General features: G+C 70.2%; 14 protein-coding genes, 1 tRNA gene and 1 pseudogene. 4 read left to right on the top strand and 12 right to left on the bottom strand.

Annotated elements, in window-relative coordinates; genetic code table 11:
* Positions 1-187 precede the first annotated feature (187 nt).
* From AB0M18_RS21210 to AB0M18_RS21200, 3 genes and pseudogenes are all read right to left on the bottom strand, one after another.
* Positions 188-457 (bottom strand): DUF1905 domain-containing protein, encoded by a 270-nt coding sequence (locus AB0M18_RS21210; RefSeq protein ID WP_365760203.1) that lies wholly within the window; start codon positions 455-457, stop codon positions 188-190.
* A gap of 273 nt (positions 458-730) precedes the next feature.
* A pseudogene (locus AB0M18_RS21205) lies at positions 731-850 on the bottom strand (VOC family protein); the annotation flags it as partial.
* A 56-nt stretch (positions 851-906) separates the two neighbouring features.
* On the bottom strand, positions 907-1,929 hold the full coding sequence (locus AB0M18_RS21200) for a winged helix-turn-helix domain-containing protein (RefSeq protein WP_365760181.1): 1,023 nt from the start codon (positions 1,927-1,929) through the stop codon (positions 907-909).
* Between the two features lie 389 nt (positions 1,930-2,318).
* On the opposite strand from AB0M18_RS21200, the gene AB0M18_RS21195 reads away from it, so the two are divergent.
* Positions 2,319-2,945 carry a hypothetical protein gene (locus AB0M18_RS21195; protein ID WP_365760180.1) on the top strand — a complete coding sequence of 209 codons (627 nt, stop codon included), beginning with the start codon at positions 2,319-2,321 and terminating at the stop codon, positions 2,943-2,945.
* Positions 2,946-3,824: 879 nt separating this feature from the next.
* Here the strand turns inward: AB0M18_RS21195 and AB0M18_RS21190 are convergent.
* Complete coding sequence (locus tag AB0M18_RS21190) at positions 3,825-4,652, bottom strand: hypothetical protein (protein ID WP_365760178.1); 828 nt, start codon at positions 4,650-4,652, stop codon at positions 3,825-3,827.
* 92 nt (positions 4,653-4,744) lie between these two features.
* Between AB0M18_RS21190 and AB0M18_RS21185 the strand changes: the two genes are divergently transcribed.
* Positions 4,745-5,527, top strand: coding sequence for an SDR family oxidoreductase (locus AB0M18_RS21185; protein ID WP_365760176.1), 783 nt, complete (start codon positions 4,745-4,747; stop codon positions 5,525-5,527).
* A gap of 214 nt (positions 5,528-5,741) precedes the next feature.
* Here AB0M18_RS21185 and AB0M18_RS21180 read toward each other — a convergent pair.
* Together AB0M18_RS21180 and AB0M18_RS21175 are read right to left on the bottom strand one after the other, a co-directional pair.
* A tRNA-Ala gene (locus AB0M18_RS21180) sits at positions 5,742-5,815 on the bottom strand.
* Positions 5,816-6,011: 196 nt separating this feature from the next.
* Positions 6,012-6,365 carry a hypothetical protein gene (locus AB0M18_RS21175; protein ID WP_365760174.1) on the bottom strand — a complete coding sequence of 118 codons (354 nt, stop codon included), beginning with the start codon at positions 6,363-6,365 and terminating at the stop codon, positions 6,012-6,014.
* A gap of 679 nt (positions 6,366-7,044) precedes the next feature.
* Between AB0M18_RS21175 and AB0M18_RS21170 the strand changes: the two genes are divergently transcribed.
* Positions 7,045-7,695: a DUF4360 domain-containing protein gene (locus AB0M18_RS21170; RefSeq protein ID WP_365760172.1), complete on the top strand. Its 651-nt coding sequence runs from the start codon at positions 7,045-7,047 to the stop codon at positions 7,693-7,695.
* A 323-nt stretch (positions 7,696-8,018) separates the two neighbouring features.
* Here AB0M18_RS21170 and AB0M18_RS21165 read toward each other — a convergent pair whose 3' ends face one another.
* The 6 genes from AB0M18_RS21165 to AB0M18_RS21140 form a co-directional block, all read right to left on the bottom strand.
* Positions 8,019-8,834 carry a hypothetical protein gene (locus AB0M18_RS21165; protein ID WP_365760170.1) on the bottom strand — a complete coding sequence of 272 codons (816 nt, stop codon included), beginning with the start codon at positions 8,832-8,834 and terminating at the stop codon, positions 8,019-8,021.
* Positions 8,835-9,243: 409 nt separating this feature from the next.
* Entirely contained in the window at positions 9,244-10,551 is a 1,308-nt protein-coding gene (locus tag AB0M18_RS21160) for an MFS transporter (RefSeq protein WP_365760168.1), read from the bottom strand.
* Positions 10,548-11,087 (bottom strand): helix-turn-helix domain-containing protein, encoded by a 540-nt coding sequence (locus AB0M18_RS21155; protein WP_365760166.1) that lies wholly within the window; start codon positions 11,085-11,087, stop codon positions 10,548-10,550. Before AB0M18_RS21155 ends, AB0M18_RS21160 begins: the two co-directional genes overlap by 4 nt.
* Before the next feature lie 156 nt (positions 11,088-11,243).
* Complete coding sequence (locus tag AB0M18_RS21150) at positions 11,244-11,528, bottom strand: helix-turn-helix domain-containing protein (RefSeq protein ID WP_365760164.1); 285 nt, start codon at positions 11,526-11,528, stop codon at positions 11,244-11,246.
* 424 nt (positions 11,529-11,952) lie between these two features.
* Complete coding sequence (locus tag AB0M18_RS21145; RefSeq protein ID WP_365760162.1) at positions 11,953-12,408, bottom strand: ADP-ribosylglycohydrolase family protein; 456 nt, start codon at positions 12,406-12,408, stop codon at positions 11,953-11,955.
* Between the two features lie 947 nt (positions 12,409-13,355).
* Positions 13,356-14,249, bottom strand: coding sequence for a 2-dehydropantoate 2-reductase (locus AB0M18_RS21140; RefSeq protein WP_365760160.1), 894 nt, complete (start codon positions 14,247-14,249; stop codon positions 13,356-13,358).
* Between the two features lie 737 nt (positions 14,250-14,986).
* On the opposite strand from AB0M18_RS21140, the gene AB0M18_RS21135 reads away from it, so the two are divergent.
* Entirely contained in the window at positions 14,987-19,273 is a 4,287-nt protein-coding gene (locus AB0M18_RS21135) for an FG-GAP-like repeat-containing protein (RefSeq protein WP_365760158.1), read from the top strand.
* Positions 19,274-19,367: the final 94 nt, after the last annotated feature.

Genomic DNA, 19,367 nt, shown 5'->3' with positions numbered 1-19,367 from the left:
CGCGCCTTCCTCTTCCCCATGCTCTCCATGATGAACATCATCCTTCCGGGGCCCAAGCCCCTGATCTCCGATGTCCGTCAAAGCGAAGTAAGCCCGAATGTTCTCCACCGACCCCGAACCGCACAACTCCTTCGGCTTCTGACCACACTCAACCCGCCGCCTTGGACGAATGGGGCAACGCCGGATGTCAGGTGTCCACCCGCTCCTCCAGGTGGACGGTCACGGTGTCCCCTGCCTCCTTGCCGATCGCCTTGCGCACGTCCGCCTTCACCGGCAGCTTGTGCGTGCCGTCCCCCAGGGCCATGAACGAGCTTTGGAACGGATACCCGTCGATCGTGCCCCGGACCTTCACCAGGCCGCGGGTGCCGAAGAACTCGGCCGACTCGGGCCACACGAGGTAGGTCCAGCCGCCCTTGTTCGGGCTCTTCTGCAGGGTCGCGGTGAACTGCTTGTCCATCAGGGATGCCTCCTGTTCACGAGCTTTCGATAAGGATGAGGCTGATACCGTCCGGGTCGCGCACAGCAGAGTCGCGCACAGCAGACATGGGCGGCGCTGCGGGTCCCGTCCGACGACCTCCGCATCCGCATCGACGCCGCGTGCGGGTAGGTCCGCGTGGCAGGCGTCGGCGTCCCTTGTCATAAGACGGATGCCGATCCGGACTCCTTCGGAAAGGAGCGCGACAGTCGTCGCCCCGGGCAGTGCCACCTCGGTCCAGTGCCCGCCGCCGAAGGGCACGTCCCGGCGTACTTCGAAGCCGAGCTCACCGTCGTAGAACTCGACGGCTCTCTGCTGGTCGGTGACGCGAATCCCGACCGTGACCCCCGGTGTGATGCGGGTGGACTTGCTCACCCGATGCCTCCGCTTCCATGGTGTTCACCAGATAAGACGGAGGCAGACGGGGAAACTCATCGCCGGCCACGAAGTTCGTCCGGACAGGGGTCGTCAACAGGGGCCGAATCTTGCTTGACGGAGCACTGGCGTCGGCCCGGTATGCCGGATCGGCGGTTTTCGGCGGGCGCCGTCGAACTGTCGGTGCAGATCGCAGATGGCGGCTGCGCGGCACGGGATGCCTGCTCCTGCGCCGATGATGTCGCGAGCGCCGTCCCGAGGCCGGTCCTTGTATATCGGACGACGCGACCGCGGCGGTTTCGTTCGACCAGTCCCGCCCGCAGCAGAATGCCCAGGTGGTACGACACGGTCGCGCTGCTCCAGCCGGTCCTCCGGCTCAACTCGACCGTGGACGCGGGCACGTCGAGCGTGGTCAGCAGTGCGGCCCTGGTCACGCCCACGAGTCCCGTCAGAGCCGATTCCGCCGCGCCCGCCGGGCGCTCCCCGAGAGCGCCGATGCCGCGCGCCCGATAGATCAGCACCGGCGGGTGGGGACGTTCGGCAGCGAACAGCACCGGGCCGACCAGCGTCGTGGCCGGCACGAAGAGCACCCCTTCGTCAGCCCAGTCGATGATCCCGGAGTAGGGGCGCTCCAGTACGAGCTCGGCGCCGGTCCAGCGCATCCGCTCGCCGAGATCGTCGAGCACCGCCGCCGCGCCGTGCGCGGCCATCCGGTCGGCACGGTTGCTGATGTCGGCATCCAGGACCGCTCGGACCCGTGGCCAGTCCGGCGCCAGTACGGACTCGAACAGGGTCGCCATCGCTGTGGCGGCAGCAGTCGCCACAGCGGCACCGCCGTGGCGTGCCACCCTCGCAAGCGCCGGGGGCATCGGTCGCCTCCACCGCTCGTAGGTTGCCCCGCTGCGATGCAGCGCGAGGACGTGGGGCCACACACGCCGGCCGCGGATCGCGATGTCGAGCTGGTAGTCGACCTCCTCGCCCGGGGTCGCCGCGATACGGGCAGCCACCTCCCGCATCGACTCGCCGTGGCGCGGCACGGGTGTCAGGAAGTCCGGGGCGTAGCTGTGATCGGCGGGCACCAGAGCCTCCAGCAGCGCCAGCTGCCCCGGCGGGAGAGCCCGCCGGGCACGAGCATGCCACTCCCGCGCGTGAGCGGCCGGATGTCGGCCGCGATGCCGCAGCACACCGAGAACCTCCATGGCCGCAGACGTGGCAAACCGTGACCTGCTCCAAGCCCGTGCGTCCAGCCGCACCCTCATCGCCATCCCGAGAGTGTCCCATCGTCGCCGGGACGGGCCGATGGATTCGAAGGGCCTCGAATGCATGGAAGCCAACGCCGCCCCCACCGGATGGTGATCCGCAACCGTGTGGCCACGACCGAGGAGGCGCCTTGAGCTCCGAACGAACACGTACCGACTCCGACCACGACCGGCCTGCCGCAGCCGTCAGCCGACGCGGCATCGTGCGCATGGGCACCGCCCTCGGCGCGATGGGGCTCCTGGCCACCGCCACCCCGGCTTCGGCCGTCGGCGACGCTGCGGACAACGATCCCGCACTGCGCAAGCCGATTCTGGTCGGCGCAAACCCCGGCCTCCAGCTCTTCGACAGGTCAGGCTCGTGCACGGCCTACATCTCCATCTGGCAGGTGGAGTGGTCCACACATGGCTCGGGGAATGCCATCGTGCTCTGGCGGCCGGACGGGGTGAGGGCCGTCGGGGAAGATCCGCGCCTCGCGCTCTGGCTGGCCGATCACTTCGTCCGCCATTTCCCCGAACTCGACGGTCTGCCCTGGTCCGCACCCCGGTTCCAACGGTCCGCGGTCCAGGTTCGGCTCGACCTCGCGTCCGGGCTGCAGGCCCGGGGCGGAGGCATCGAGGTGCGCATGGCCGAGGTGCTCGACCGGCGCGCCTTCGCCACCGACCGGTTTCCGCTGGCCGGCGTGGATCACAGCCTGAGCCTGGTGTTCGGCCCGTGCGGACGAGCCCGAGCACGCGTCGACGGCCGTGTCCAGCCGGGCGAGATCAGTCTGGGAGGAACTCCGGACCGTCCGTCGTCGTCGGCGTTCCTCGCCGCGGCCGAGGTGTGGCGCGCCTGACCCCGGAACCGAGACGGCCGTAGGCCCCGCCGCATGACTGCCCCAAGGCCCGCGGCGGGCCGCGACCGACCCAGCCAGAGGAGGTTTCGCGAGTCTCCCCCGCAGGGCCGGTTGTCGACGGTGCACGGACCGGGTCCCGCGCACGAAGCCTGCCCAGACACGTCGATCGATGGGCCCGCCGCTCAAGCGTCGCGGCGACCTCCTGGCTGTCCGTGATCAGTACCGCGAGCAAGCGGGAAGCCAGGTGTCAGCACGGTTGTCCGCCGCGGGCGACGGCCGCCCTCAAGAAGCTGGTGGATGCTGACACCGCGCAACGCGGCCATAACCCGCAACCGATCCCGGACAGCCCCGGTCGTCTCATGCCGGTGTCCTCCTTGCCTCCTCCTCGCCCATGACACCGATTCCGTACCGACCGGGGCTCAGTCGGTTTCGATGCCACACCCGGCGAAGACTCCCGCCGCGTCCGGCACCGCCAGGACGCCGTCGTCCACGAAGGTGACCTCCCGCTCCCGCAGGTTGGGCAGCAGGGCGGCGTCTGGCGACTGATGCGGCAGGACGACTCCTCGGCGACATGGTGATCGACGAGGCCGCCTTCCATGGCTGAACGGTCGGTTCGTTCCCACGCCGACGTTCGAAGCGGTGCAGCCCTGGGTTCGACGAGTCGCCGGCGCTGACGGAAGCGGAGGAGTACGGGCGGTTCGCCGATTCCTTCCGCGCGTCCTGTGCACGTTCGAGGAGGCGGGCGTTCTCGTCCGGCTGGAGGAGAAGGTCCTCGAGGTCCGGTCTCAGCGGAAGTACGTCCAAGGGCACCTCCCCCGAGGAGCGGCCTCGACCGGTCCGCCGTCCGGGTCGAGGGGGCCCGGCCTTGCCCCCGACGCGTCACCTGAGCTCGTCCACGTACCGGTCGGTCCCCGGCACCGTCGGGATGAACGGGGCCACCAGCTCGACGCGGCCGAGCCCGTCCGCGTCGAGCCCGGTGAAGTGCGCCTGCCAGCACTCGCGTGGGTCCGCCTCCAGGAACCAGAGCAGCGTGAGCCGGGTGTCGACGCCCTCGACCTGCTTCACATAGGTCATCCGGTCGCCGGGGAGCGGGGTCGGCCGGAAGACGGTCACCATCGCCGCCGGGGAGCCCGCGAGCCGGCGGGGAAGTTCCCGGGAGCGCAGCCACTCCAGGAGCTCGGCCCGCTTCTCCGCGTCCTCGGCGTCGATCACCTGCAGGACGAGCCCGCGGTACGGGTGGTCCAGGGCGTGGAAGTCCCTGGGGCCGGCGGCGCCGTCGCGGTAGACGGTGGCTTCGTGGTCCTGGAAGGACGTGAAGACGTGGGTCCGGGCCTGGTGGACCCGGGCGTCGCGGTTCAGCCGCTTGTTGATCCCGACCGTCCACTTCATGTGGTCGGCGTAGCGGCCCTCGGTGATCCAGTACGTGGAGATGTAGGCGCCCGCGGTGACCGGCTGGGCGACCGCGGACTTCTCGGGGTAGCGCAGTTCCTGGAGTTCGCGGGTGGCGACCCAGCGCCGCCCGGCGTACATCCAGGGCATGGCCATCGCGCCGGCGTAGTAGTGGTCGTCCTCGTACCAGCGGTTGTACGCGTACTCGTGGCCCGGATGCGGCTCCACCATGGTGATCAGCGCGTGGCCGGGACGCACGCCGTACGGACCGACGGCGGCCAGCTCCGCGTACGTCTCGCTGTGGGTCTCCTCGCTCACTCCCGTACCCCTTCCCAGGTCTTCCCTTGTCGTCGACGGACTTCTACTCTGACGGGCCGTCAGATAGATGGCCAGGGTCGAGGAGGGTCCGGATGCTGCTCCAGGGAAAGACGGTCGTCGTTTCGGGGGTGGGTGCCGGGCTCGGGCACCGGATCGTGGAGGCGGTGGTACGGGACGGGGGGAACGCCGTGCTCGGCGCCCGCACCGAGGCCAACCTCGCCAAGTCCGCGGCGGAGATCGACCCGGAGGGGCGCCGCACCGCGTACCGGGTCACGGACATCACCGACGAGGCCCAGTGCGAGGCGCTCGCCGCGCTCGCCGTCGAACGCTTCGGCGGGATCGACGCGGTGGTCCACGTCGCCGCCTGGGACTCCTACTTCGGCGGCCTGGAGGACGCGGACTTCGCGACCTGGCAGGGCGTCCTGGACGTCAACCTGCTCGGCACGCTGCGGATGACCCGGGCCTGTCTGCCCGCTCTGAAGGAGCAGGGCGGCTCGGTGGTCCTGATCGGCACGCAGTCGGCGGTGGCAGCGCCCTCGCAGGTGCGTCAAGCGGCGTACGCGGCGTCGAAGGGGGCGCTGACCTCGGCGATGTACTCGCTGGCCCGCGAGCTGGGGCCGCACCGGATCCGGGTCAACACGGTACTGCCGGGCTGGATGTGGGGGCCGCCGGTACAGGCGTACGTGCAGTTCACGGCGCACACCGAGCAGGTGCCGGAGGCCCAGGTGCTGGCCCGGCTGACCGAGCGGATGGCGCTGCCGGAGCTGGCGACGGACGGAGACGTGGCGCAGGCGGCGGCCTTCCTGGCCTCGGACCGGGCGCGGGCGATCACCGGGCAGTCGCTGCTGGTCAACGCCGGGGAACTGATGCGCTGACCGGCACCGCCACCCGCGCCGTCCGGTACTGACTCCCGCCACTCCCCGCCGGGCATTCTCAAGAGGCATCCGGCGCCGCATCACCCGCACACCGAGGCAGGGCCAGTGGCTTCGTTCACTTCCGGCGGTTCTGGCACGGCTTCTGTGCCGGGACGCTGAGCCACGGTTTGGGCGTATGCGAAGGTCGGAGAAAGGTGCTGTGGAAGAGACAGGACGGGGTCGACCGGATTCGAACCGGCGTCCTCCTACATGCGGTGAAGGCGCGACGACCACTGCGCTACGAGCCCCGTCCCATCATGGATCATACGAACCCCGCTGCCCCGCTGCCACGCCTGTTCAGGGCCCAGGACCCGCCTCACCACACTGAGTGTTGACAAGCCCGAGGCGCTCGCCGGCCACGGACCGCAGCGGGCGGCAGGCCGACGCAGTCGGACGCCCCCGGGCGCCGTCGCGGGCCATGCCCGCGACGGTGGGGAGCAGGAGGCTACAGTTCCGTCCATTCATGGGGCTCCGTGTAGGCGTGCCATCCATGGAAGAACCAATCCGCGAGGTCGGTCAGCCGCTCGATGCAGGCGTCGTAGTACTCACGCGGCTCCGGTCGTGGAAAGTCGGGGTGGCTCGTCCAGGCCGGTACCTCAGTGGCCAGCTGGTAATAGCCCACTGCAAGCCATCTGGGGAGCGTTTCAGCATCTTCGAGACGCTCGCAGACCGCACGCGCAGCACTCTCAAGACGCGAAAAGGCATCTCGGTCCCAGACAAGATCGCATCGCAGCCGCAGAAGGAAACTCCCCGGTTCGTTGCGGAACTCGTGCTCCAGAATCCTCAGCGCTTCGTCCATGGCTCAGCATGCTCCCAGGCGCCGCCGACACTCACCGATGCCGGTCCGGGGCATCCGCACGTCGCCTGCGAGGCGCAGGAGGCGGTCGAGGGTGCGGGTTGCGCCCCCCGACGGGTCGCGGTGGTGTGGGGGGCTGTGGTGATGGGGAGGCCGAAGACGCCTCCTGATCTGCGTTCCCTGGCGACAGCCTGTGTGTCGGGTCAGACAGGGCTCGTCAACACCAGTGGTGGTCGAGGTGCGCGGTGCCAGGCAACCAGCCATACAGGCGGGAGCCGGCGTCCGGGTGCGGCCCGCAGTGGTGCACGAAGACGCTCAGGGCGAGATCCTCACGGGCCTCTCGGCCTGCGCGGGCGGCACCACCGGATGTTCCGAGCCAGAGGAAGGGCCGTTCGCGGGGCGGTTGTTGGCTGGGCTGCGTCCTGCTCGTGCGCGCCCGGGCCTCTAGCATTCAATCGCTCCCGCCCGTACCGGCGGGGCCACCCCGGGATGCCATGCCGTGCACATGACGGTCCAACCGTTGTCGGCTGCACCACCCTCTCCGCACCGAGAGCGTGTCGATCCACCGCAGTAGGTCCGTGACGGCCGCCCGACCCTGTGGCGCGCCGCACCCCCCAGCCCTCGACCGGACGCCCCCGTGCGCCCGCGCTCGCCCGGCACCGAAGCACCGGATGGGAGAACCATGAGAATCGCCTCACTGGTGAGCGGAGCGATCATCGCTCTGTTCGCCTCGGTCCTGCCCGCGCAGGCAAGCCCGTCGTCGATCGCCGATCCGCCCCCGGACAGGATCGTCATCGACATCGCCACGGTGAACGGCTCCGGCTGTCCCCTGGGGAGCGCCGCCATCGCCGTGTCCGAGGACAACACCGCCTTCACCGTCACCTACAGCGAGTACCTGGCGCAGGCGGGCGGCAGCTCCTCCCCCACGGCAGCCCGCAGGAACTGCCAGCTCAACCTGCTGGTGCATGTGCCGCAGGGGTTCACCTACGCGATCGCGAGCGCCGACTACCGTGGCTACGCGTCTCTCCAGCGCGGAGCGAGCAGTACGGAGAAGGCCTCGTACTACTTCCAGGGTTCGCCGAGCACCGCGTCCCGGACGCACACCTTCCGAGGTCCGTACGAGGACAACTGGCAGGCCACCGACGACACCGACTGGGCACAGCTCGTGTGGGCGCCCTGCGGCGTGCAACGGAACTTCAACATCAACACCGAGCTCCGCGTGAACGCCGGCACGTCCGACCCGGCCACCACCAGCTACATGACCATGGACTCCACCGACGGTGACATCAGCACCGTCTACCACCTCGCGTGGAAGGAGTGCCCCAAGAGCTGACACCGTGCCGGCCCGGCCGGGGGCGCCCTTCCCCGGCCGGGCTCTTGGCTCTGCTGCCCGGGCGGCCCGTCGACCCGGGCCCCGCCGCCAAGGCCGGGCAGCGCTCCGACGCAGGACAGCCGAGCCCGTGGCCCACGGGCACAGGGAAGCCATCCTGGGTGACCCAGCCGTAGGCGCGCCCGAGGCCATTCCAATCCGGCGATCCACTCCCCCGTGCTCGTGGGCACCGCTCGGTCGCCATGCGGTACGCCGAACGCGCCGTCCGCCACGAGGCGACCGTGCTGGCCCCGGCCCCCAACGGCTGGCTGCCACCAGCGTTTTCGCTACCGGCCCTCGTTCGACCGCTTGAGCGGAGGAAGTTCGGAGCACAGGGCGGACGGAAAGGCGGGCTCGATGCGGTGGACATCGGCGCATCCGCCCCTCGTGCCACGGGCGATCGGCTTCCACTCCGACTTCTCGGCCCGGAAGAACCAGCGGTCACCGATGCTCGCCCCGCAGCCGGGACCCGCGCCCTCGGGGCAGGCCGGGCCCATGCGCGAGGAGACGTCGAACACCAGCCACTTCCCGTCGCAGTGCTCCTCGCCGCGGTAGGTGTGGTTCGGCACGTCGAGGGCCATGACCGCCTGGTCGTACGAAGCAGGAGTGCAGCCGACGGGCTCGGGGTGGCAGCCGAGTTCGCCGCACAGGCGCAGGTCGGGCAGGCGGGCGCCGTCCGCGGTGAACACCGTGTGGGTGTCCGTGGCGAGTTCGCGGTGGCCGAGCGGGGACGGCAGCCGCACCGTCGCCGTGGCCGTCGCGGTCGTGCGGCAGTCGGTGCTCTGAGCGCCGTCGCGCGTCAAGGCGGAGAACGTCACCTGCACCCACACGGTGCGGTCCGAGGTGTCGGTGACGACCGCTTTCAGGTCACGCGCGCACGTCTTCCCGCCGCCGGGCACCTCGGCGTCGACGCTGAGTGTGCGCGAGTCGTCGGCAAGGCGGGCCGCGGTCACCCTGAACGGCGCGAACGTCTGCCAGCGCGCCGGCTCCGTCGGAGTCGCCGCGTCGCCGGAACCGGCCCGCAGCGTTCCGCAGGCACCGAGCAGCAACACTCCGACGGCGCTCAGGAGAACGACCGTGAGCAGTGATCTTGTGCGTCGCATGTGTTCCGATCCCCCGGACGATTGTGGCCCCGGGTGACTATAGAGCGATGCGTGCACGTCAGGTCAGGCGCAGGGCGGCCGGGCGGTCGTGGGCCGGCACGTCGCGGCTTCACCACCTCCGGGTTCGTGACATCGTCGCCGCCCGCCGCGCAGACCCTTGTCGGTGTTGAGCACCTCCTGCAAGCGAGGGCAAGGCGGTGTCCGGGGGGCCGGCCCCGATACCCGCCGTAGCGGCCGCGCGCGGATTCCACGGGCGCGTCGAGGGCGATCAGCTGAGCCACGTACCGGCGCACGGTGCGCTCTTCGACCCGAGCCGGGCGGCCGGTTCGGGCACCGTCCAAGTGCCGCCTGACTGCAGCAGCCCGCGGGGGCCGGGCGCCCGACGTGTTGTGGGACGTCGCGGCAGGCTTCACAACACGTCGGGTGCACTCGCCTGGGCGGGGCGGGCGGGATCGTCGGGGGCCGGGTGGTGGTCTGGGCCGCCGGCCGGGGTGGCGGCACGCAGCGCCGCTTCGACCCGGCGGTTGCTGGTCATGGATGCCGTGACGGCCGTCATCGCCAGGAGGAGTACGGCGGCGGCGTAGAGCGGGGTGCGGATGTCGTAGGTGGTGGCCAGCCAGCCGCCGAGGAAGGCCCCGACGGGGGCGGCGCACATGGCCAGCATGCGGGAGGTGGAGGCGACGCGGCCCATGAGGTGGGCCGGGACGATGACCTGTCTCAGGGACGGTCCGAGCACCATGGTGGCGCCCATGGCGGCCCCGCAGACGGCGAGCGCGAGGCCGGCCACATACGGGTTCGGGGCGGCGGCCAGGCCCAGGATGGCGAGCCCCTCGACGGCGGCTGTGCAGGTCAGTGCGGTGCCGGTGCCGAGTCGGCGGCCGAGGAAGGAGGCGATGCCCGCGCCGAGCAGGCCGCCGGCGGCCTCCGCCGCGAGGAGCAGGCCGAAGCCGAAGGCACCGATGCCGAGGTGGTCGTACGCGAAGAGGGCGAGGACGGTCTCCACGGCGAGGAAGGCGATGTTCCCGACGGCCGGGCGGAGCGCGAGCCCGAGCAGCAGCCGGTCCCGGAAGACGTACGAGGCCCCGGCCCGCGCCTGCCGCAGCAGTGACTCACGGGCCTCCGGCACAGGCCGGGGCATGGCGGGCAGCGACCGTACGAGCAGTGCGGAGAGCGCGAACGAGACCGCGTCGGCGAGCAGCGGTACCGCCCGCCCGAGCGCGAGCAGCGCACTGCCCGCGGGCGGCCCGGCGAAACCGGACATGGCGGTCTGGGCGCCGCGCAGACGGGAGTTGGCGCGCTCCAGGAGCGCGGGGTCGCGGCCGACCAGATCCGGCAGGTAAGCCGTGGCGGCGGTGTCGAAGAAGAGTCCGCCGAGGCCGAGGAGAAAGGCGACGGCGGCGAGCAGGGGAATGCTCAGCACGTCGAGCACGGCTGCCGCCGCGGGTATCGCGAGCAGCACCGCACGCGCCGCGTCCGTGACCCACATGGTGCGCCGGCGGTCCGAGCGGTCCACCAGTGCACCGCCGAGCACCCCGAACAGCAACCACGGCAGCGTCCCCGCGGCCGTGACGACGGCGAGTGCCATCGGATCCCGCGTCAGCGTCAGCGCGAGCAGCGGCAGCGCGGCATGTGTCACCCCGTCACCGAGCGAGGAGATCGTCTGCGCGGCCCACAGTCGCCCGAAGCCGGTCGGCAACTCCCGTACGTACTCGGTCACTTGGCGTCCCCTTCGGCCTGCACACGCGATGCCGGACGGAACAGCGCGAAGACGAGCGAGGCGTCCGGCAGCGACGGATCGGACAGCGCCCGATACTCGTCCGCCAGAGCCTGCAACCGCTCCCCCAACTGCGCGAACTGCTCCTCGGTGAGGCGCAGATGCGCCATCCCCACATGGCGCTCGCCATCCGCCGGCGACGCCTCCAGATCCGCCACCGCATGCCGCATCAGCACATCCGGGCCTCCCTCGCCCGGATCCGGCAGCACGATCGCCCGCGCGGCCATCGCGTAGTACCGCTCGGTGACGCCCCGCACCTTCCGCGTCCGCACCACCCTCACCAGGCCGGCCCGCTCCAGCAGCCGCACGTGGTAGCTGGAAGACCCCTTCGCCAGGCCGACCCGCTCGGCGATCTGCGTGATCGTCGATGGCTCGAAGCGCAGCACGGCCATGATCCGGTGACGCGTGAGATTGGAGACGGCGCGCAACTGCTCGTCCGTGGTGACGTGAAACGTCTCGGGAAGATCGTCAGTAGGCATGCGGCTAATGGTCAACGATTCTTGACCATTGAGCAAGGGGATTCGCACCGACTCCCGAAATCAGCTGCCCGGCGGGCGAGACCTTCTGCCCCGCCACGACCCGCTTACCCGCTTGTCGCCCTGCACGAAGACGGGGTGCCGGCCGCGCGGGTCGTCTCAGCTCGGGTCCTCCGCTCCCCAGTCCCACAGGGCTTGGAGGACCGGGCCGAGGCGGCGCCCTCGCGGGGTGAGCGCGTAACGGACTCGGGGCGGCCAGCCCGGGCGCCGGTCGCGCTCGACGACTCCGGCTTCGCCGAGCTGCGCCAGCCGGTCGGACAGCACCTTGTCCGACAGCGTGAGCAGGGCCAGGCGCAGTTCGCTGTAGGAGCGGTCGCCGCGCAGCAGCTCACGAACCACGAGCGTCGTCCAGCGTCGGCGCAGGGTCGCCAGCGTGATCTGCACCGGGCAGGAGGGAGTGGGCGCCGTGACATTCGCGTGGGGGTCGTCGGGCAGCCCTGCCGGGTGACCAACCGTTCGGTGAGCCACGAGATCGCGTCCTAGCGTGTGGAGCACTCGATTCTCCCGGCACGGAAGGACGTCTGTCGATCATGCGAGAACTGGCCGATCGACCCGAAGAGGTGCCCGCGGTGTTCGCCGAGCGGTGCAACAGCGGCGACGCCACCGCATTGGCACAGGTCTACGAGGACGGGGCGGTGCTGGTCCCCCGGCCGGGGCCATCGAGGGGACCGGCCGCGACGGCCGGCCACCGAGGACGCCGCGGAACCGACACCCTGAGCACCCCCGAACAGACCACCCGCGCAGTACGAAGCGGGACGGGTCCGTCGCAGACCTCCTCTGCGTGACGCGCAGCCCCTTCGGCGAACCGTCACCAGCCGGGATAGCGGTGCCACCAGTGCGGATCCCACCCCTGGACGTACTCGCTGCCGCTGGGTGAGTCCGCGAGCTCCATCAGCAGGTCGCGGGCGAGGGTGTCGAGGACCCACGCCAGTTCGTGACGGCTGACCAGGTCGACGGGCAGTGCCTCGACCCCGTGCACGGCGCCGAGCAGCGCGCCGGCCACGCAGGCGACAGAGTCGCCGTCCGGTGCGCCCGCCGCGAATTCCAGTGCGGCGCGGAACTCGGCGCGGTCGGGGAAGGAGGCGGCTGCGTAGAGGCCGCCGAGCAGCGTCGAGGGCGCGGTGGCATCCGGCGCGAGCTGTGCGAGCCGTCCCGCGTCCGCCGGCTGGTCGACGGCGTGCCGGAATGCCGCCGAGAGACGGCTGTGCTCGTCGTGGGTGATGCGCCGAGCGACGGACGGAAGGGCGGTGATCCCCGCGCGCAACGCTTCCCGGGCGGATCCGCCGGCATGGGGAGACGGGCCGCGTTCCGCAGTGGTGGGCCAGCACGGCGGCATGGACGGTGGCGGCCTGCGCGGCCGTGTCGCCGTGCGTGAGGGCGGCGAGCGCGCCGGCCTGGGCGATCCCTCCGATCCCGGTGACCGCGACCGGAAGAGTCCGGGTCAGTGCGTGACAGCCTCGGCTCGTGGTGGCCATCCGCTCCAGGCCTTCCTCGATCCGGGCCAGGGCCGTCACGGTCGCCGGTGCGCTACCGCGTCGCTCGGCGAGCGCGGGCACACCCGCGAGCCAGCCGTCCGGCCACACCGCGCCGCCGGATGAAGCCCAGCGGCGGCGCATCTTCTCCGCCTCGATGCCCTGCAGGAAGGCCCACCGGCAGTAGCCGTGCAGGACCACCCCCGGCGCGTAGCAGATCCCCTTGTGGTTTCCGCGCACCTGCGCACGGATGATGCCCTCGGCGGTGAAGCAGGCCAGTTGTGTGCTGACGCCGGCCCGCAGCGGACCGTCAGCCTGCAGCCTGCCCCGGGCCGCTCCCAGGGTGTCCCCGAGCGCCAGGCCGAGCATCATGCCGCGCACCCGGGATTCCCTTCTCAGGTGCTCCCGCTGGTGTTCCTTTTCGTGGGGCAAGGCAGCGCGCCTCTCTCTGCGGGGATCGTGGTGAGTGTGCGGGTGACGACGGTGTCGAGGAGGCCTGCTCCCCCTCACCGCCGAACTGTTTCGGCAGGTGACGGAGGCTTACGTGGTGGCGGGCGGTCCGGAGGAGGGCTTCTCCCGGATCCGGGCGGAGGACGGGGGCGAAGCGGACCTGTACGACGAGTCCCACGGCGAAAACGGGATGCCGTGTGTGACGGCGACGTGCGCCGAACGCAGGGGGAGATGCCAAGGGATCGTGGGTCGAAGTCATGAACGGGTTCCTCCCCTCGGGCAGGGGGCGCTATGAAGCGGTCCCCGGTGCGCTCACGGCTTCCAGCAGTGCGGTGACGGTCTCGTTGTACGGGGTGGGGATGCCGAGGCGGGCGCCCGCGCGCACCACGGCGCCGTTGCGGGCGTCGTACTCCATCTCCCGGCCTGCCAGGCGGTCCCACAGCATGCTGCTGCCGGACTCCGGCGGCATGGCTCGCAACCGGGCGATGACCTGGTCGGCCAGGTCATCGGGAAGGCGCGCGCCCGACGCGGCGGCCACCTGCCGCGCCTCCTCCACAAGCGCCCGGCCCAGCTGGGCGATGCGCGCACCGGTGAAGACCGGCATCCGTTGCATCGTCAGCGCGGTGACGGCGCCGTTCGCCGCGTTGAGGCACAGTTTCGCCCAGGCGGCGGTGACGAAGTCGTCGACTGTCGTGACCTCGATCCCGCTGCCCTGGCACAGGTCGGCGAAGTCGGCGCCGTCATCCCCCTCGGGCACGGTGAGCCGTGGCCGGCCGAACAGCCTTGTGTGACCGCGGCTCCGCGATTCGGCCGAGATCTCCACCACGGCGGGAAGGACGCGGGCGGCGCCGACCAGCGGCGCGACGCGCTCACGGTGCTCCACGCCGTTCTGCAGCACCACGACCCGGGTGCCCGCACCGCACAGCCGGCTGAGCCACGGGCCCGCCGCGGCCGTTTGATGGGCCTTGGTCGCCAGCACGACCCACTCCACCACCGCCACCTCGGCGGGGTCGGTCACCTCGGGAACCGACGTCTCCAGGGCCGACCCGTCGGGCCGTACGACGCGCAACCCGCCCAGCGGCGAACGCACACAGGCGGTCACCCCCACCCGCCCGGCCGACACCAGACCCGCGGCCACGACGCCGCCGACCGCCCCCACACCCACCACCGCAACCCGTGTCATGCCCACCGAGCCTACCGGCGCCAAGATCGCCCCGAGAGCGGCCGATGCAGGACAACGGGCGTATGAGCGCTGCTGATTATCTGCACTATCTCGGCATAGAAAGGGGGCCCGAGGGCCGGAATGATGGGGGCCGCCGCGCGAGCACCGTCGGTGCTGAGCACTCTCTGACCAGGAGAAGAAGTGAACTTCAGGCGCAAGCTCGTGAACTCGGCGTTCGCCGGGAGGCCCGCGCCCACTCATGCCTCGGCACCCGGGAACCCGTCCCACTGACCTGCTGCGCGCTCCTGGGGCGTTGGTACGGGGGCCGACCAGGCGGAACGCCCACGACTACGCGAGTACGCGAGTACGCGAGTACGCGGGACACCATGACAGCCGCTCTCACCATCTGCCCACCGAATTCGAAGTTCTCGGCGGGACGTCCCGTCCTGGGCTGAATGGGATTCAAAAGGCGCCCAGAAATGGAAACCGGGCAAAGCAGATCTTGACGGAGGAGTCGGACCGCAGCTCAATTTATGCTCAACAGCGATGAGTTGACGAGTCCGAGCTGCCACTCTGGACGCGCAGAGCCCAGGTCGTTTATCGAACCTTGAGAGGCATACGTGTTTGAGATAAGACCGCATCACGCCAGACCAAGAAGGCGCAGTGGGACGGTGCGCGGAATGTCCCTTGTGCTTGCAGCTGCAATTTCTGCCACCGGTCTTCTTGCGCTGCCCGGTCTGGCGCCCACGGCAGCCGCCGTGACCACCTCCGACCCCGTCGCCGACGGCTCGAAGAGCGAGGAGGACTTCGCGCTCGAGCAGGCCGCGGCCACCGCCCAGCCCTACGAGCTGGTCTCGGCCCGCACGGAGTCCACCGACACCTGGGCGCTGCCGGACGGAACCTGGTCCGTGAAGCGATACGGAACCCCGGTGCGGCTGCTGAAGGACGGGGCCTGGGTCCCCACGGACGCCACCCTGGCCGTCACCCCGACGGGGGCGGTCGCCCCCAAGGCGTCGACCGTCGACGTGACGTTCTCCGGCGGCGGCACCGGTCCGCTGCTCACCGGCGTCAAGGACGGCCGGACCCTCTCGCTGACCTGGCCCAAGCCGCTGCCCGCCCCCACCCTTGCGGAGAACGTGGCGACGTACGCCGAGGTCCTGCCCGGGGTCGACCTCCAGCTCAAGGCCGAGATCGAGGGCTTCTCCCAGCTCCTCGTGGTCAAGACCGCGGAAGCGGCCCAGAATCCCGAGCTGGCGTCCCTCAAGTACAAGCTGGACACCGTCGGTCTCACCGTCAGCACCGACGCCGACACGGGCAGCGTCAGCGCGGTGAACCCGGCCGGACAGACCGTCTTCACCAGCCCCTCCCCGCTGATGTGGGACTCCACCTCCGCCACGAGCGGCGGTGCCGCGCCCGCCACCGCGACGCGCACCGCCTTCACCGCGTCGGCCCTCACCGAGGGCGAGGCCCCCGCGCCGTCCGACGTGTTCGAGCCCGCGCCGGGCGCGCAGGACGCGCAGATGCCGACCACGGTGACCGGCGACACCCTGGAGATCAAGCCCGACCAGGCGCTGCTGACCGGCGCGGACACGCAGTACCCGGTCTACATCGACCCGTCGTGGGCGTTCGGCGAGAAGCAGAACTGGACCCGGGTCTACAAGCAGTACCCGAACACCTCGTTCTGGAACACCAAGGACCCGGTCCGGGTCGGCTACGAGGCGGAGTCCGGCGGCTCGAACCGGGTCTCCCGGTCGTTCGTGCAGCTCGACACCAGCGACACCAGGTACGCGCAGATCAAGAGCTCGGTCTTCCGGATCCGCAACACGTGGTCCTGGTCGTGCCAGGACCGTCCGGTGGAGCTGTGGCACACCGGGGCCATCTCGAAGAAGACCACGTGGAACAACCAGCCCGGCAAGAAGGGCACGGCCCCGCTCGACACCGTCAACGACGCCAAGGGCTGGAGCAAGGACTGCGCCGCCGGCAACCTGGAGTTCGACACGACGGCGAAGATCCGTGAGGCGGCCGCGAAGGGCTGGTCGAACATCACCTTCGGTCTCTACGCCTCGGACGAGACCGACACCTTCGGCTGGAAGAAGTTCGACCCCAAGACCGCGGTCCTGGAGACGAAGTACAACAACCCGCCGAAGACCCCGAGGAGCCTGGGCACCAACCCCAGGACCTCGTGCGCGTCCGGCGGTCTGATCGGCAACACCCGCGTCAGCCTGTACGCGACCTTCGACGACAAGGACGGCGGCAACCTCACCGCCGAGTTCCAGCTGATCAAGGCCGGGGACACCACGCCGACGAAGACGATGGTCCTTCCCGCCAACAAGGGAAAGGTCACCACCTGGGTGGTCCCGGACGCCGATCTGCCGACCGGCAACTGGACCTGGAAGGCGCGGGCCAAGGACCAGGACAACGCCTACTCCGGCTGGTCCGCCACCTGCAAGTTCTCGATCGACCGCACCCGGCCGAGCAGGCCGCCGGTGATCACCTCGGTGAACGAGCAGTTCCCGAACGGTGAGAACGGCTGGCCCGCGGTGACCGGCAAGGCCCGCGAGACCGGCAAGTTCGCCTTCGCCGCCAACGGCGTCACCGACGTGGACCACTACGTCTGGTGGACCGACTACGACCCGGACCCCAACGACGCGCTGCCCGGAGTCCCGGCGTCCGTGACCCCGCCCGGCTACGGCCCGCACTTCGTCTACGCGTACAGCGTGGACAAGACGGGCAACCGGTCCGACACCGCCACGTACGTCTACTACGCCACGCGTTCGGCGACGCGTGACCTGCCGGCCGACCTCAACGGCGACAACAACGGCGACATCTGGAACGTCGACTCCAACGGCACCCTGCTCACCTACGCGGGCCAGGGCAACGCCACCTTCGCCGCGGCCACCAACGGCGGCAGGTACTTCACCGGCGCCGACGTCGAGTCCCGCGGCGACTGGACGCAGGACGGCTACAACGACCTGGTCGCGCTGGAGTACGACGACGTCGCCAAGAAGAAGCGCCTGTGGACGTACGACAACAACGGCCGCGGCGTCATCAACGGCGACGGCACCGAGCTGACGGTGTCCTGCCCCGTGGTGGACGTGGAACTCGGCTGCTTCGGCGACGACGAGAGCTGGACCGGCGACGACCACTGGTACAACGCCGAGCAGATCGTCGCACCGGGCGACCTCAACGGCGACTCCCAGCCGGACCTGCTGGTCAAGCAGGGCAAGTTCCTGTGGGCCTACTACGGCAACCGGGCCACGCACGACCTGGACCTCGGCAACACCAGCGCTCCGGTGCTCGTGGGCGGAGGCGACTGGGACAGGTTCACCGTGATCGCCCCGGGCGACGTCAACGGCGACAAGGTCCCCGACCTGTGGATGCGCGAGAACGCCACGGGCGACATCTACCGCTCGTACGGCCAGAAGGGCCCGAAGGGGCACCTCGACCCGACGACCTGGGGCAACACGGCGGGTCGCGTGAAGATCGCGGTCGGCTACCAGGCCTACGCGTACCCGGCGATCGGGTCCGTCGGCGACGTCACGGGCGACGGCCTGGCGGACCTGTGGGCCCGCAAGACCGACAACACGATGCTCGGCTGGTACGGCAAGGTCCCCGGCACGGACAACAAGTCCTTCGGCGCGGCGTTCGTCATCGACGGCATCGTCGGCGGCGCGAGGATTCCCACCGGCACCACCCTGGCGGCCGGGCAGTCGCTCAGCTCCCGTTCGGCCAAGCTGACGATGCAGGACGACGGCAACCTCGTCGTCACGTCCGTGGCCGGCAAGGTCCTGTGGCAGTCGAAGACCGCGGGCAACGTCGGCGCCACCGCGCACATGCGGGACGACGGCGACCTGGTGGTCCTCAAGGCCGACGGTGTCACCGTCGCCTGGGAGACGAAGACCGCGGCCGCCGGCGGCTACGCCATGCTCCAGGACCGCGGTGACCTGGTGGTCTTCAATGTGAAGAGCCAGTCGCTCTGGTCGAGCGGATCCTCGCTACGGCACGACTACAACGCCGACGGCCGCAGCGACATGGGCAACTGGTACGACTACGCCGACGGTCACGACGGCATCTGGACGTTCGCGACCAACTCGGACGGCACCTTCCAGGCTCCGAAGTACGCGTGGAACGTGTCGCCGGACAACTGGTTCGCCGGGAACACGAAGCGCCTGACCGGTGACTACAACGGTGACGGCACCGGTGACGTCGCGGTCCTCTACGGCTACGGAGACGGCAGCGTCGCACTGTGGACCTTCATCGGCAAGGGCGACGGCACGTTCAACTGGCCGTTCAAGTCCTGGAACGTGCCTCCGGGCAAGTGGACCTACAGCCGGATGACGCCGTACAGCGGTGACTTCAACGGCGACGGCCGTGACGATGTGGCCGTCTGGTACGACTACGCCGACCTGCACGACACCATCTGGGTGTTCAAGAGCGCCGTCACCGGCGGCTTCAACAGCCCGGTGAGCTACTGGACCGCCCTCAACAGCTGGACACAGTCCCGTGCCAAGACCGTCACCGGCGACTTCAACGGTGACGGACGCGACGACCTCGCCGCCTTCTACGGCTACGCTGACGGCAGCGAGAAGATCTGGACGTTCAGCGCCACGGCCGACGGCAAGTTCGTCCCGGTGGCCTCGTGGTACACCACCAACTGGGGTGACTGGGCCCGTACGAGCATGAGCGCCGGTGACTTCAACGGCGACGGCCGTGACGATCTGGCCGCCTGGTACGACTACGCGGACGGTCACGACGGCATCTGGACGTTCCCGAGCAACGCCAACGGCACCTTCACCACGACGAACGAGGCGTGGACCGTGGGCGCCGGCGCCTGGTGGCGGAATCACATGAAGATCGTCACCGGTGACTACAACGGTGACGGACGCGACGATTTCGGCGCCTTCTACGGCTACGACGACGGCAGTGTCCGCATGTTCACCTGGACGGCCCGGGCGGACGGCGACTTCAACGCGCCGGTGGGCAGCTGGTCGGCCGCGACAGGCTGGACTCGCGAGCGAGCCCTCTTCATGGAGCAGCAGAACTGAACCCGCTGATTCACGGGTGACGTGACGGCGGCTCGGAGTGCGTCGCGCTCCGAGCCGCCCTTATTTTTGCGAGTGCAATTCTGATTACCGGAGA

Origin of the sequence: Streptomyces sp. NPDC051909 (assembly GCF_040681095.1) — a bacterium.
GTDB lineage: Bacteria > Actinomycetota > Actinomycetes > Streptomycetales > Streptomycetaceae > Streptomyces.
Note: the sequence above shows the minus strand (reverse complement) of the source record. Positions and strands in the feature narration are given on the sequence as shown.

Excerpts from the sequence above, each read along its gene's own strand:
- AB0M18_RS21210 (WP_365760203.1), bottom strand. The coding sequence starts at position 457 with ATGGACAAGCAGTTCACCGCGACCCTGCAGAAGAGCCCGAACAAGGGC.
- AB0M18_RS21195 (WP_365760180.1), top strand. The coding sequence starts at position 2,319 with ATGGGCACCGCCCTCGGCGCGATGGGGCTCCTGGCCACCGCCACCCCG.
- AB0M18_RS21185 (WP_365760176.1), top strand. The coding sequence starts at position 4,745 with ATGCTGCTCCAGGGAAAGACGGTCGTCGTTTCGGGGGTGGGTGCCGGG.
- AB0M18_RS21175 (WP_365760174.1), bottom strand. The coding sequence starts at position 6,365 with ATGGACGAAGCGCTGAGGATTCTGGAGCACGAGTTCCGCAACGAACCG.
- AB0M18_RS21170 (WP_365760172.1), top strand. The coding sequence starts at position 7,045 with ATGAGAATCGCCTCACTGGTGAGCGGAGCGATCATCGCTCTGTTCGCC.
- AB0M18_RS21165 (WP_365760170.1), bottom strand. The coding sequence starts at position 8,834 with ATGCGACGCACAAGATCACTGCTCACGGTCGTTCTCCTGAGCGCCGTC.
- AB0M18_RS21155 (WP_365760166.1), bottom strand. The coding sequence starts at position 11,087 with ATGCCTACTGACGATCTTCCCGAGACGTTTCACGTCACCACGGACGAG.
- AB0M18_RS21140 (WP_365760160.1), bottom strand. The coding sequence starts at position 14,249 with ATGACACGGGTTGCGGTGGTGGGTGTGGGGGCGGTCGGCGGCGTCGTG.